Source organism: Microbacterium sp. T2.11-28 (assembly GCF_950097975.1).
Taxonomy (GTDB): domain Bacteria; phylum Actinomycetota; class Actinomycetes; order Actinomycetales; family Microbacteriaceae; genus Microbacterium.
In genome coordinates, this window is the sequence record NZ_CATNHF010000001.1 from 908677 (window position 1) to 921767 (window position 13091).

The 13091-nt window shown below is 70.5% G+C and carries 14 protein-coding genes and 1 tRNA gene; 8 read left to right on the forward strand and 7 right to left on the reverse strand.

Features of this window, described 5'->3' with window-relative positions:
* Positions 1-192 precede the first annotated feature (192 nt).
* From QQZ13_RS04425 to QQZ13_RS04440, 4 genes are read right to left on the reverse strand one after another with little or no spacing between them, the layout of a single operon-like run.
* Positions 193-831, reverse strand: a complete 639-nt coding sequence (locus QQZ13_RS04425) for a DNA-directed RNA polymerase subunit beta (protein ID WP_284527894.1) — start codon at positions 829-831, stop codon at positions 193-195.
* Positions 832-856: 25 nt separating this feature from the next.
* Positions 857-1834, reverse strand: coding sequence for an anti-sigma factor (locus QQZ13_RS04430; RefSeq protein WP_284527895.1), 978 nt, complete (start codon positions 1832-1834; stop codon positions 857-859).
* Complete coding sequence (gene sigK, locus QQZ13_RS04435) at positions 1831-2430, reverse strand: ECF RNA polymerase sigma factor SigK (protein ID WP_284527896.1); 600 nt, start codon at positions 2428-2430, stop codon at positions 1831-1833. Before sigK ends, QQZ13_RS04430 begins: the two co-directional genes overlap by 4 nt.
* Positions 2431-2463: 33 nt before the next feature.
* Positions 2464-4131, reverse strand: a complete 1668-nt coding sequence (locus QQZ13_RS04440) for a cytochrome c biogenesis protein DipZ (protein ID WP_284527897.1) — start codon at positions 4129-4131, stop codon at positions 2464-2466.
* Positions 4132-4350: 219 nt separating this feature from the next.
* On the opposite strand from QQZ13_RS04440, the gene QQZ13_RS04445 reads away from it, so the two are divergent.
* The 7 genes from QQZ13_RS04445 to QQZ13_RS04475 all read left to right on the forward strand — a co-directional run bounded on the left by QQZ13_RS04445 (position 4351) and on the right by QQZ13_RS04475 (position 9214).
* Positions 4351-5004 carry a fasciclin domain-containing protein gene (locus QQZ13_RS04445; RefSeq protein ID WP_284527898.1) on the forward strand — a complete coding sequence of 218 codons (654 nt, stop codon included), beginning with the start codon at positions 4351-4353 and terminating at the stop codon, positions 5002-5004.
* 119 nt (positions 5005-5123) lie between these two features.
* A tRNA-Lys gene (locus tag QQZ13_RS04450) sits at positions 5124-5196 on the forward strand.
* A gap of 134 nt (positions 5197-5330) precedes the next feature.
* Entirely contained in the window at positions 5331-5717 is a 387-nt protein-coding gene (locus QQZ13_RS04455; RefSeq protein ID WP_284527899.1) for a YciI family protein, read from the forward strand.
* Positions 5714-6958, forward strand: coding sequence for an RNA polymerase sigma factor (locus tag QQZ13_RS04460; RefSeq protein ID WP_284527900.1), 1245 nt, complete (start codon positions 5714-5716; stop codon positions 6956-6958). The genes QQZ13_RS04455 and QQZ13_RS04460 overlap by 4 nt, the downstream gene beginning before the upstream one ends.
* A 51-nt stretch (positions 6959-7009) precedes the next feature.
* The gene (locus QQZ13_RS04465) at positions 7010-7486 is read left to right on the forward strand and encodes a DNA alkylation repair protein (RefSeq protein ID WP_284527901.1); all 477 of its coding nucleotides are present in this window, start codon (positions 7010-7012) and stop codon (positions 7484-7486) included.
* Positions 7487-7756: 270 nt separating this feature from the next.
* A complete protein-coding gene (locus QQZ13_RS04470) occupies positions 7757-8770 on the forward strand; it encodes a hypothetical protein (protein WP_284527902.1) in 1014 nt (337 codons plus the stop codon).
* 48 nt (positions 8771-8818) lie between these two features.
* The gene (locus tag QQZ13_RS04475; RefSeq protein WP_284527903.1) at positions 8819-9214 is read left to right on the forward strand and encodes a nuclear transport factor 2 family protein; all 396 of its coding nucleotides are present in this window, start codon (positions 8819-8821) and stop codon (positions 9212-9214) included.
* A 150-nt stretch (positions 9215-9364) separates the two neighbouring features.
* Here the strand turns inward: QQZ13_RS04475 and QQZ13_RS04480 are convergent, their stop codons facing one another.
* Positions 9365-10090, reverse strand: coding sequence for a Type 1 glutamine amidotransferase-like domain-containing protein (locus QQZ13_RS04480; RefSeq protein WP_284527904.1), 726 nt, complete (start codon positions 10088-10090; stop codon positions 9365-9367).
* Positions 10091-10137: 47 nt separating this feature from the next.
* The gene (locus QQZ13_RS04485; RefSeq protein WP_284527905.1) at positions 10138-10716 is read right to left on the reverse strand and encodes a TetR/AcrR family transcriptional regulator; all 579 of its coding nucleotides are present in this window, start codon (positions 10714-10716) and stop codon (positions 10138-10140) included.
* A gap of 83 nt (positions 10717-10799) precedes the next feature.
* Here QQZ13_RS04485 and QQZ13_RS04490 point away from each other — a divergent pair, with 83 nt between their 5' ends.
* Positions 10800-11516: an SDR family oxidoreductase gene (locus QQZ13_RS04490; protein WP_284527906.1), complete on the forward strand. Its 717-nt coding sequence runs from the start codon at positions 10800-10802 to the stop codon at positions 11514-11516.
* Positions 11517-11546: 30 nt separating this feature from the next.
* Here the strand turns inward: QQZ13_RS04490 and QQZ13_RS04495 are convergent, their stop codons facing one another.
* Complete coding sequence (locus QQZ13_RS04495; RefSeq protein WP_284527907.1) at positions 11547-13091, reverse strand: tripartite tricarboxylate transporter permease; 1545 nt, start codon at positions 13089-13091, stop codon at positions 11547-11549.

The following is a 13091-nucleotide window of genomic DNA, read 5'->3' on the forward strand; positions in this document are numbered from 1 at the left end:
GATCGACCCTGCTTTCGGCACGGGAATAGGTCGGCGCGAGGTCCGGTTACACTGGTACAGCCGGGCCGCAGTAACCCCGGGCTCCATCTTTTGCCGCTTCGAGCGGCACCGCGCCGAGAGGCGTTCTGCGGCCCGGCATCTTCAGGCCCACCGCGAGCCCCGACCGGCGCACGTGCCGCGCGGCTCCGCGGGTCAGGTGAGCGAGTCCCGGCGCCACAGGGCGGCAGCGGCGGACAGGTCCTCGGCGTAGGTCGTCAGCCGCAGCGCGCGGGTCGTGAACGCGGTCGCCCGCTCGGGCTCGGTGCGGTCGTGGTCGTCGGCGAGGTCGGCGGCGCCCGCCGCCTCCACGCGGCAGAACGACGCCGCCCGCTCCAGCGCGACGGCGAAGTCGCCGCTGAACACCCCGCGCAGGATGGAGTCGCTGAGCGAGACCAGCTCGTCCGGTCCGGCGGGGGTCGGCGCACCGGCCACCACATGGTCGGCGGTCGCCAGGCGCACCCGGCCCCGCTCGTACAGCAGCGCCGCGGATCGGGCGTCGTCGTGGACCATCAGCTGCAGCAGGTAGAGCCGCCACAGGGTGCCGGGCAGCGACTTCGCGGGCGCCCGCGACCAGAGCTCCGCGATCGTGTCGATCCCGTGCTCGTCGGTGAAGGCGATCAGACGGTCGACGACCGCATCGGCCGGCTCCTCCCGCACCCGCGACAGGAGGGCCACCGCCGTGGCGTGCGCCACGCGCGACACCTCCGCGGGGTCCTCGGCGCTGAAGAGTCGGTCGAACAGCTCGGCGGGTCGCCGAACGGGCTTGTGGAAGGCGCGGGGGTCGTCGGACATCGCCTTCCAGGCTACCCGCGTGAGATCACGCCTCGGCCGGGACGATCGCCACGATGGGATCGGTGGTCGGCGCCCCGTCGGGGGAACCGCCCTCCTGCTCGACCGTCACGGCCACGCCGTCGCCGGTCTGGATCTCGCCCGCGAGGAGGGCCGTCGCCTCACCGTCGGCCGAGTCGAAGGTGCCTGCGGAGACGGGCGTGCCGTCGCGCAGGAACCACATCTCGAACGTCCGGTCGGCCTCGATCTCGGGAAGCCCGGAGGCGACGATCACCGCTTCGCCCAGGGACGGCGACCAGTGGAGCGTCGCCTCGCCGCCGCCGCTGAGCTCGCTCGTGGCCTCCTGCGCGTCGGGCGCCGCCTCGATCTGGGCGAGCGTGGCGACCGCGGGGGGCGTGCGGAGGGCGTCGGTGACCGCGCCCACACCCCAGCCGATGCCGACGAGGAGGGCGATCGAGGCGACGAGGGCGAACATGCCGCGCGTCCACGTGCGGCGCTGGATGGCCTGAACGATCTCGGTCGGCGGAGCTGCCGCACGCAGGGCGGCCTCTTCGGGTGCGGCCTTCTCGGGGATGGGCGGCGTCGCCGGTGCGTCCGCCTCGTCGGCCGCCACGGCGGCGCGCGGGAGGGCGACGGTGTCGTCAGCGGGGGCGGCGGCGCGAGGGAGGGCGACGGTGTCGTCCGCGAGGACGGCGGCCCGAGGGAGGGCGACGGTGTCGTCCGCGGCGGAGTCGTCGGCGGCCCGGTCGTCCGCGGGGGCCGAAGCCGCCACCGGCGACTCGGCATCGGCACGGATCAGGCGGAGCAGCTGCGAGCGCATCGCCAGCGGGGGCGCCACCGGGGCGACCGACTCGCCGAGGGTGGCGGCCGTCTCGAGGTCGGCGTCGACGATCCCCTGCCATTCGGGGTGCTCGCGCAGAGCCTCCTGGAAGGCGGCCTCGTCGTCGGGGGACAGTGCGCCGAGGGCGCGGCCTGCCGACAGGTCGGCGAAGTCCTGGATGTTCATACGGTCACCCCCATCTCGGTGCGCAGGCGCGACAGGCCGTCGCGCATTCGGGTCTTGATCGTTCCGAGCGGAGTCCCGCTCATGGCAGCGATCTCGCTCTGAGAGTAGCCGCCGAAGTAGGCGAGGGTCAGTGCTTCCCGCTGCAGCTCAGGCAGGGCCTGCAGCGCCCGGGCCACGCGCCGACTCTCGATGCGCAGCTCGACCTGTTCCTCCACTCCGGCGGCCGCGGTGTTCAGCTCCCGCATGCCGGCGCGCACGTCCCGTTCCCCGGCCGCTTGCGCGGACCGGACCCGGTCGACGGCCCGTCGGTGTGCGATCGTGAGAACCCACGACCTCCCTTGTCCTCTATTCGGAGCGAACGAGCCAGCGGATTGCCACACTTCGAGGAAGACCTCCTGCAGCACTTCCTCGCTCTGCGCGCGGTCCACGAGCACGCGCAGGATCAGGCCGAACACGCGGGAGGAGAGCATGTCGTAGAGGCTGCCGAAGGCGCTCTCGTCACGGTCGGCGATGCGCATGAGCAGCTCCGCCACGCGATCGGCGCTCTCGCCGTCCTCGCGCACTTCCACCCCGTCGATGACCATCTCGACAAGCATGCACCATCTCCTCGATCAACTCCGAACCCTTGCTCATCCGAACGTGAATGAGTAGACCTCGACTCCGGCGGGCACCTCGAGCGTGATGACGCCCTCGCGGGCATCGCCGGGCTCCAGCACCGCGTAGGAGCGCGGGGTGCCGCCCACGTCGATCGTCGACGTCTCGCCGTCGACGTCGGCGGTGATCGTCCCTTCGCCCGCCGCCACGATGCGGACCTCGGACGCGCGGTACGTCAGGCGCACCCGGGCCTCGTCGCCCGTCGGGGTCACGAACTGGGTCTGCACTTTCCATCCGCCGTCGAGCGCGAAGGTGTCCGGCGCCTGGTCGGCCGGGAACGCGAAGGTGTCCTCGCCCTGGCCGTACGCGTCGGGACCGGCGAAGTTGCGGTCCTTCGACGAGCCGAGGAACGTCTCGGGCGTCGTCGATCCGACGTCCGGCGTCGTGTCGTCCACATCGGTCGCGGCCGGGAGCGAGACGCCCGGGTCGGCGTCTTCGAGCAGCTCGCGGATCATCTTCTCGGTCGCCGCGTAGTTCCCCTCACCGAACGAGATGTGGCGGACGGTGCCCGACGCATCGATCAGGTAGTGGGCCGGCCAGTACCGGTTGCGGTAGTTCGTCCACGTCGACAGGTTGTTGTCGAGCGCGACCGGGTAAGTGATCCCGAAGTCGCGGGCGCCGGCCTCGACGTTCGCGGCGTCCTTCTCGAACGCGTACTCGGGCGAGTGGATGCCGATGACCTGCAGCCCCGCATCGCGATAGGCCTCGTCCCACGCGACGACATGCGGGATCGAGCGCTGGCAGTTGATGCAGGAGTAGGCCCAGAAGTCGATGAGCACGACCTCGCCGCGCAGCTCGGCGAGGTCGATGCCCTCGCCGCCGGGCGTGTTCAGCCACTTCTCGATGCCCTTGATCGACGGCGCCGTGCCGCACGACTCCAGCTCGTCGGCGCCGTTCGTGCACTTGTCCAGGTCGCGGTTCTCGTCGTTCACGAGACCGCCGAGCCCCAGCGCCTCCGCGGCCTGCTCGTTGTCGGTCAGGTCGCGCTGCAGCTGCGCGGTGTAGTCGGGCAGCAGTCGCTGCAGCGCCTGCGGCACGTTGAAGACCAGGCCGACGGCGAGCGCCAGCATCGCGACGCCCGCGGCGATCCGGAGGCCTCGCTCGCGCTTGCGGAAGGCGCGGATCCGCTCGACCAGTCCCCGACCGGCCAGCGCGAACACCAGCAGCGGGATCGCGACGCCGATCGCGAAGGATGCCGTGAGCAGCACCGTGTCGGCGCCGATGCGCCCGGTCGCGCCGGCGACGATGATGGCGGCGAGCACCGGACCCGCGCACGGGACGAAGACGGCGCCCAGCGCGAGGCCCACCCCGAATCCGCTCCCCCGGTTCTGCACCTCGCGGCGCGGCAGCCACTGGAACGGCTTCTCGAGGATCTGCTCGAACCGAGGGATGAGGAGGCCGACGCCGATCACCACCAGCACGGCGATGCCGACCCAGCGGATGATGTCCTGCGGCAGGTTCAGCAGACCGAGGATCAGCGAGCCGACGAGCGTGACGAGGGTGAAGCTCACCACGAGGCCCAGGATCACGAGATACGGGCGGCTGCGGCGCGCCGGGAGCGGACCGTCGTCGGCCGAGGCGCCGTCGCCCTTGTCGAACCGGGCGGACTGCGCGCCGCCCGTGAGGAAGATGACCGGGAGCACGGGCAGGATGCACGGCGAGATGCCCGTGATCAGTCCCCCCCAGCAGGCCGATGATGATCAGATCCATGTTCTCCCTCTTTCGTCGGGAGTCATTCGTGGGCGAGCGCGCATCGGATTGATTCCGACGGTGTTCGCAGTTCTTCCCATCCGATCTCGACAGGGCTCCGAAGAACCCCTGAAGCCGCCAGAGGAGGCGGCCCTGAGAAACGGAGAAAAGCCATGCTCAGCACCAAGAAGACCACCGCAGCCCTCGCCCTCACCTTCGCCGCGGCGTTCGCGCTGGCCGGTTGTTCCATGGGCGGAACCACCGCAGAGGAGTCCACGGCTCCGGAGCCCTCGATGAGCGAGAGCGCCCCCGCCATGGAGAACGACCCCGCCGCCAACCTCGTGGGCCCCGGCTGCGCCGACTACGCCGAGGCCGTTCCGGACGGTGCCGGCTCGGTTCAGGGCATGTCGCAGGACCCGGTCGCCGTCGCGGCGTCCAACAACCCGCTCCTGACGACGCTCGTCTCGGCCGTCAGCGGCCAGCTGAACCCCGACGTCAACCTCGTCGACACCCTCAACGGTGACGAGTTCACCGTCTTCGCGCCGGTCGACGACGCCTTCGCCAAGATCGACGCCGACACCATCGAGGTCCTCAAGACCGACAGCGACCTGCTGAGCTCGATCCTCACCTACCACGTCGTCCCCGGCCAGATCGAGCCCGCCGACATCGCCGGCATGCACACCACGGTCAACGGCGCCGACGTCGAGGTCACCGGCTCGGGCGACGCGCTCATGGTCAACGACGCCAGCGTCATCTGCGGTGGCGTGCAGACCGCCAACGCGACCGTCTACCTCATCGACACGGTGCTGATGCCGCCGACCGAGTGATCCCGCTTCCCGTTCCGGTATCGGGGATTTTCGGACGGTGAGCACGACGGCACCCGCTGGAGCGCAGAGCTTCGGCGGGTGCCGTTCGTGTGCGGTGAGGTCGGTAGGCTGGATCCCGAGGGCCTCTAGCTCAGTCGGTAGAGCATCGGACTTTTAATCCGCGGGTCGTGGGTTCGAGCCCCACGGGGCCCACCTGTCAGACACGAGATCACGTCGTAGTGTCGTATTCGCGGCTCGCCGTTCGTTGCATCGGTAGGCGGTTCGAAACGGATCGCTGCGACCGACGCGCCATGCGGCGGCCGCCATCTCGACAAGAGGAGACGACAGTGCCGAACTACCTGATCGCGTTCAACGACGAGTGGGTTCCGCCGCAGACCGCCGAGCAGCTCCAGAGCAAGAGCCAGGCGTCGATGGCGGTGCTCGAGGAGATGAAGCAGGCGGGAGTGTTCGTCTTCGCCGACGGCGGCATCGACGCGTCGACGGCACTGTTCAGCGTGGAGCTGGCCGACGGCGAGCCGGTGTTCACCGACGGCCCGTACACCGAGACGAAGGAGCACCTCGGCGGGTTCACCGTGATCGACGTGCCCACCGACGACGACGCACGCCACTGGGCCGGGCGCCTGGCGGCCTCCCTCGACTGGCCGCAGGAGGTGCATCGCTTCCCGAGCGGCGTGGTGGAGATCATCGACCGGCAGACCCCCGAGGCCGGGTGACCGCTTCTCCCGCCTCACACGGGATCACCCGCGCGCACCGCGAGGAGTGGGCGCGGGTGGTGGCGGGTCTTGCCCGTCGCTTCGGCGACCTGGAGCTCGCCGAAGACGCTGCAGCCGACGCGTTCGTCGCCGCCGTCGAGCTCTGGCCACGCGACGGCGTGCCGCCGAACCCGGGAGCCTGGCTCACCACCACCGCCACTCGCAAGGCGATCGATCGAGTGCGGCGGGAGTCTCAGCGCGGTCGCAAGCACGACGAGGCGCAGATGCTGGTCGATGACGATCCTCCCCCACCGATCGGCGCCGTGGACGACGACCGGCTCCGACTGCTGTTCATCTGCTGCCACCCCGCGCTGAAGATGTCGGCGCGGGTCGCCCTGACACTGCGGATGGTCGGCGGACTCACGGTCGCCGAGATCGCCCGGGCGTTCTTCGTGCCGACGACCACGATGGCCCGGCGCATCACCCGCGCCAAACGCACTCTCGCCACCGCGCGCGTCCCGTTCCGGATGCCGTCGGCGGACGACGTGCGGGAGCGGCTGGCGGGGGTGCTCGCCGTGGTCTTCCTGATCTTCAACGAGGGCTACCTGTCGACCTCCGGTGACGACGCGATGAGGGTCGAGCTGAGCGAGGAGGCGATCCGCCTGGCGCGCCTGCTGCGAGAGCTCCTCCCTGAAGAGGGCGAGGTCGCGGGGCTCCTCGCACTGACGCTGCTCATCGACGCGCGCCGCGCCGCGCGCGTGTCGCCCGACGGCGAACTGGTGACCCTTGCAGAGCAGGACCGCAGCCTCTGGAATCGGGAGCGCATCGCCGAGGGGCACGCGATCGTGCACGAGCGGATCGCCGCGGTCGCCGACGGCTCCGCGTCGCCCGGTCGCTACCAGCTGCTGGCGGCGATCAACGCCGTGCACACCGATGCTGCGTCGGCCGGAAAGACCGACTGGCGGCAGGTCGTCGCCCTGTACGACAGGCTGCTCACCGTCGATGCCTCGCCGATCGTCAGACTGAACCGCGCCGTCGCGGCCGCCGAGCTCCACGGGGCCGCCGAGGCCCTGGAGGAGGTCACGCGACTCGCCGACGTGCTGTCGGGCTACCACGCCTTCCACGCCGCACGGGCCGATCTGCTGCGCCGTGTCGACCGCGTCGACGACGCACGGCGAGCCTACGACCGCGCCATCGCCCTCGCCGGCAATCCCGCCGAACGCGCCTACCTCTCGCGTCGCCGCGACGACCTCCCCGGTTGAGGACGGACGGGCGAGAGCACGGTCGCCGTTCCTCCGGGTGAGGATGGATGTGTGGATTCTGCTGCAGCACGCTTCATCGACCACACGCTGCGGTCCGAGGCGTCGGAGTGGCGCACGTGGGCGGACGGCGATGCGTCCGTCGGTGGACTGTCGGTGTACGGCGCCTCGATCGGTGCGATCCGAGGCACTGTTCGAGACGCGCTGCGTCGGCATCGGGATCTTCCGCACGACGACATCACGGCGCTTGCGTCGGAACTGTGGGCGGTTCCGGTTTTCGAGCGCCGCCTAGCGGCGATCGTGCTGCTGCAGAGTGAGATCGGCGCCCTGACCGGGAACGACCTCACCCGCATCGAGGGGTTCCTCCGCGACGCGCGGATCCCACAGCTCATCGAGCCGCTCACTCTCGATGTCGTCCAGCCTCTGCTTCGCCGGCTGACGGGACCGGAGGCCGACCGAGCGCACCGCATCGTCACTCGATGGGCGGCGTCGAGTGTCGACGGACTGCGCGCCGCCGCCGCACTGCTGTGAGCCCGCGCGGTGCGACCTCCCCCGCATAGCGGTGGCACCCAGGGCGGAGTACGGTTCGAGCATCGACCGCGGGAGACGCAGATGTCCGATGTCCTCAGCCCCAGCAACCCTCTCGAGCCCGTGCCAGGAGTGGCCTCATTCCGCGACGACTCGCCGTCGGCGATCGCGAGCCGCGCCGCACAGTACCTCGGCATGTCGGCGTATGCGTTCGGCGGCGATGATCTCGCTCTTGCGATGCAGGAGGATGCGGATGCGCTGGGCGTCCCCCACGTGGGTCCCGCGCCGCCGCAACTGGAGGAGTGGTTCGAGGAGAATCGCCTCGATGACCTGACAGATCAGGCTTTGCGGCACCATGCGGGCACGTCCTGGGATGGCGGGTTCGATCCCGATGCGGCAGCGGCGCTCTGGGAGGAGCTCAATGCCACCCATCTCCCCACCACACTCCTCGCGCTGCTCAATTACGCGCAACGCAGCGACCAGCGCCTCGAGTCCGTCGCAGCGGCCGGCAGCCTCGCCATCGTCACCGGGCGGCAGACGAGCGCACCACCGGAGACCCTGCTCCTCGGCCTCGAGTCCGCCGATCCACTCACCCGTGGCGTCGCCGCGGCGCTCGCGGGCTGGGAGACTGCGGGCCCGTCGTCGTCCGGCGACACAGCACGCGAGCGAATCGTCGGGCCGACGAGCGTTCCCATCCATGGCACCTGGGGATTGGTGACAGACACCGGCTGGCACAAGCCGCACTCGCCTCTTCACGACCATCTCCGTTCGTCGGTCACCCCGAACCTCTACTCCGACGACACGTACTTCGTCTGGAGCGGGGAGTACTCGGAGCAGGGACGCGCGGACGGCGCCCGCGACCTCGCCCTCTGGCGCGACCTCGTCTCCGATGCCGGCTGGCTCGACACCGTCTACGCGCACAGCCATGGCGGGAACGTTGCACTGAGCTCGCTCGCCAACGGCAACCAGATCAAGATGCTGGTGCTCCTTCACACCCCCGCGATCCATCGCTCCGACGAGGAATGGGCGACGATCCGCGGCAACGTCGGCGGAGTGATCACGATGCGAACACGCATGGACCTCGTCGTGCTCGGTGATTCGCTCCGGCACTTCGAGAATCGGTTGAAGTTCAATCCGCGCAAGCTGCCTCACTTCCCGGTGGTCGGTCACTGGGCACACAAGGATGCCTGGCTGTCGCACGCCCACTACGTCACCGTGGACAACTGGATCACCGAAGACCTCGCCGATATCGTGAGGACTCGCTACGCCCTCATCGGGCGGAGTTGACCCCCGGGCACCCTTGCGCCTACCCGGATCCTCGGAGAGCCTGAGGACATGTGGGATCGCGAATCAGCCGCCGCCGCCGCTCGGGAGTGGATGGACCGCTACATCCACGCGTGGACGACCAACGACCCGGACGACGTCCGCTCGCTGTTCACGCCGGACGCGGAGTACCGTGACGGTCCGTCGACACCGCCCTGGGTCGGTCACGACGCCATCCTGGCGGGGTGGCTCGGTCAGAAGGACGATCCCGGCACCTGGAGCTTCGACTACGAGCTCACCGCGGTGGACGGGGATGTCGCCGTGATCCGAGGCCGGACGGAGTACCCGACCGCGACGGAGAAGAACCACATCTACGACAACCTCATGGTGATCCGACTGGACGCCGACGGGCGAGCGCAGTCGTTCACCGATTGGTGGGTGACGCCCGACGCCGGGACGGACGGCTGAGATCGGGCGAAGGGCGCAAAGAAAAAGCCCCGACTGTTACCACACAGCCGGGGCGAGACGAATGAGAAGTCCGCCTATCCCGATCATCGTATCGCGCCCACCTGGGAGGTGCCTGCGGGCAGCCTCGCCCCGCGTGACGCGGTCGTCGCATCAGCCCCCGACGGTCGAGACGAGCACGCCGCTGTCGGTCGGCAGCACGCGCCAGACATTGCCCGCGCCCTCGACCCGCAGCCCGCCGTCGCCCACGATCAGCGCGGTGCGCTCGTCGATGCCGAGTGCGCCGGTGACGAGGCCGGCCTCGGCGGCGGCGATCACGCGGGAGAGCACGCCGCGCTGGGCGACGTGGACCTCGATCGTCACGTCGACGAGGCCGATGCCCGCGTCGAGCTCGAGCTCCTCGCCGGGCTCGGCGGCGTCCTCCGGCGACACGACGACGCCCCCGATGCGGGTCCCGCTCCCGAGCGAACGCTCCCCCGCGATCATCGCGCCCGCCGAGACGCCGAGATAGGGGACGCCGGCGGCGACGTGTCGGCGGATCCGATCGAACACCGGCTCGAGCCCCGCGCGCACCGTCTCGACGTTGCCGCCGCCCACCGCGATGCCGTCGACGTCGTCGACCGCGTCCTGCGCGATCGGCTCTCCGGCGCGGCCGGCGGTCAGCTTCAGGTCGATGGCGGCACCGCCGCCGGCCCCGACGAGCAGCTCGCCGAGCGCTGCCGCCTTCTCCTCGGCCTCGGGGTGGAGTGAGATCACGGCGATGCGCGCCCGCTCGCGGCCGGCGGCCTCGGCCCGCCTCGCGGCTTCCCTGACGAACGAGGCGTGGAGCGGAGCGTCGGCGCTCGTCGTCGCGCCTCCGCCGATGAGGTGGATGCTCATGCGGCACCGGCTCCGTGGCGAGGGGTGTTCGAGGTCATCCCCAGAGGCTAGCCGGTCGCCGGCCGAGGCGCGGACCCGGTCGGCGGCAGCGCGGCGAGCGCGGTCGCCGCGACGGCGCGGACCTGTTCGCGAGTACCGCCGTCGCGCGCCATCCCGGACATCCCGCGCATGACGGCGACGATGTAGGCCGCGAGGGCGGCCGTATCCGTGGACGCGGGCAGATCGCCCTCGCTGACGCCTCGATCGAGCCGTTGACGGATCTTGTCCTGCACCACCTCGCGCTGGGATGCGAGGCGGGGCTCGGTGAGCAGCAAGCAGCCCGGCGGCGTCGAGGCATCGGTGTGCGCGCGGGCCGTGTCGTCCAAGAGGCGCGCGATCGACGCCCGCGTATCGGAGAGCTGAGCAGCGGCATCGACTCCGTCGCACGTGCGGGCGAAGTAGACGCCCGCCGCTTCCTCGAAGAGCGCCTGCTTGTCGCCGAACGCCGCATACAGGCTGGGCGGGTTCACCCCCGTCGCCTCCGTCAGCTCGGCGATCGACGTCCGGTCGAATCCTCGGCGCCAGAACAGCTCGACCGCGGTCGCCAACGCGGCGTCGCGATCGAAGCTCCGCGGTCGTCCGGCCATGTGCCGAGCCTAACATTAGTGATCGCTACAGAACTCTGTTACGGTCGACGAATAGATAGTGATCGCTACAGAAAGGCTCTCCTGTGAACGTCGAAGGTCGGAACATCCTCATCACCGGCGCGAACCGCGGCATCGGCGCGGCATTCGTCGAAGAGGCGAAACGGCGCGGAGCGGCGAAGATCTACGCGGCCGCGCGTGACGTGGACAGCATCGCCGCCGCCGGTGTCGAGCGCCTCCGGATCGATGTCACCGACCCGCAGCAGATCGCCGCAGCCGTCGAGGCGGCCGGCGACGTGCACATCCTGGTCAACAACGCCGGCATCTCCACGAGCACGCCGCTGGTGACGGGAGACGAAGAGCGCATCCGCCGCGAGATGGACACCAACTTCTTCGGCCCTCTGCGCATGACCCGCGCCTTCGCACCCGTGCTCGCCCGTGGCGGCGGCGGCGCGATCGTCAACGTGATCTCCGCGCTGTCGTGGTTCACGACCCCGATGTCCGGCGCGTACGCCGCGTCGAAGGCGGCGGCCTGGGCCCTGACCGACAGCACCCGCCTCGAGCTGACCGCCCAGGGCACGCACGTGGTGGCCGTGCACATGGGACTGGTGGACACCGACATGTCCAGCGGCTTCAACGGTCCGAAGGTCGCGCCTCTCGCGGTCGCACACGCCGCTCTGGGCGCCGTCGAGTCGGGCACGCAGGAAGTGCTGGCCGACGACTGGTCGATCTTCGTCAAGTCCGGGCTGACCCTCGCCCCGGCCGAGCGCTACGAACAGATCCTGGGAGCGCTGCGCGGCTGACGGCATCGACCACGTCGGGCCGCCCGCCGCTCAGCGCACCGCGGTCTCCGTCGCGCGCTCCTGGCTGCTCGCCGCGCGCGCACGGGAGCGCGCGACGATCCGGCCGCGGATGGCGAAGGCGAGCACCACGGCCAGCACGACGTAGAGGCCGACGCTGATCGGGCTGTGCACGAGGATCGAGAAGTCGCCGTTCGCGCTCATCGCGGCATCCCGCAGGCTCGTCTCCGCCAGCGGCCCGAGGACCATGCCGATGATGAGCGGCGCGAGCGGGAAGTCCAGCGCCCGCAGCAGGAAGCCGACGACGCCGATGCCCAGCAGGATCAGCAGATCGACGAGCGACCCCGACGTGGCGTAGATGCCGAGTGCGCAGAAGACGGTGATGCCCGCGAAGAGGTAGGGGCGCGGGATGAGCAGGAGCTTGGCCCACAGCATCGCGAACGGCAGGTTCAGGATCAGCAGCACGACCATGGCGATGAAGAAGCTCGCCAGCAGCGACCACACGAGGTCGGGGGCGCGGTCGAACAGGAGCGGTCCCGGCTGCAGCCCGTACTGCCGGAACGCGGCGAGCATGATGGCGGCCGTGGCCGAGACCGGCAGTCCGAGCGCGAGGAGCGCGCCCATGGCCATGCCCGTGGTCGAGTTGCCCGCGGCCTCGGGTGCGGCCAGCCCGCGGATGGCTCCCGTGCCGAACTGCGGGTGCGGGCGACGCGCGTCGAGCCGCTTCTCGAGGCCGTAGGCGAGGAAGGTGGGGATCTCCGAGCCGCCCGCGGGGATCACGCCGAACGGCAGGCCGATCGCGGTGCCCCGCAGCCACGCGGGGGTCGCCTCGCGGAGGTCCTTGCGGCTGAGCCACGGGCGCCCGGTGGGGCGGAGCATCTTCTTGTCGGAGGTGTGGCGCTCGAGGCAGGCCACGTAGATGACCTCGCCGAGGGCCAGGATGCCGACGGTCACGGTGACCAGCGACACCCCGTCGAACAGGTACGGCGAGTCCATCGTGAAGCGCGGAGCGCCCGAGACGCCGTCGACGCCGATCACGGCGATGCCGAGGCCGATGAAGAGGGCCGTGAGCCCCTTCAGCGCGTTGTCGGTGACCACCGACGACGTCGCCGCGAAGGCGAAGACGGCGAGCGCGAAGAACTCGGCGGGGCCGAAGCGGCTCGAGAAGTCGGCCAGCGCCGGCGCGAGGAACACCAGCACGATGCAGGCGACGAACCCGCCGATGAAGGCACCGATGGCGGCGGTCGCGAGAGCCTGAGCCGCCCGTCCGTTGAGGGCCATCTTGTGCCCCTCGAAGGTGGAGGCGATCGCCGAGGCCTGCCCCGGCGTGTTCATGAGGATGCCCATCGTCGAGTCGCCGAACAGGCCGCCGAAGTACACGCCGGCGAACATGATGAACGCGGCCGTCGGGTCGAGCGAGAACGTGATGGGGAGCAGGAGCGCCACCGCCATCGACGAGCCGAGTCCCGGTAGCACGCCGACCGCGGTGCCCAGCACGCAGCCGATCAGCACCCACATGAGGTTGATCGGCGTGAACGCGCCGAGGAACCCCTCACCGAGCATCTGCAGTGCGTCCAT

Coding starts and splice junctions, on each gene's coding strand:
- sigK (WP_284527896.1), bottom strand. CDS start 2,430: ATGCTTGTCGAGATGGTCATCGACGGGGTGGAAGTGCGCGAGGACGGC.
- QQZ13_RS04480 (WP_284527904.1), bottom strand. CDS start 10,090: ATGAGCATCCACCTCATCGGCGGAGGCGCGACGACGAGCGCCGACGCT.
- QQZ13_RS04445 (WP_284527898.1), top strand. CDS start 4,351: ATGCTCAGCACCAAGAAGACCACCGCAGCCCTCGCCCTCACCTTCGCC.
- QQZ13_RS04430 (WP_284527895.1), bottom strand. CDS start 1,834: ATGAACATCCAGGACTTCGCCGACCTGTCGGCAGGCCGCGCCCTCGGC.
- QQZ13_RS04475 (WP_284527903.1), top strand. CDS start 8,819: ATGTGGGATCGCGAATCAGCCGCCGCCGCCGCTCGGGAGTGGATGGAC.
- QQZ13_RS04425 (WP_284527894.1), bottom strand. CDS start 831: ATGTCCGACGACCCCCGCGCCTTCCACAAGCCCGTTCGGCGACCCGCC.
- QQZ13_RS04485 (WP_284527905.1), bottom strand. CDS start 10,716: ATGGCCGGACGACCGCGGAGCTTCGATCGCGACGCCGCGTTGGCGACC.
- QQZ13_RS04495 (WP_284527907.1), bottom strand. CDS start 13,091: ATGGACGCACTGCAGATGCTCGGTGAGGGGTTCCTCGGCGCGTTCACG.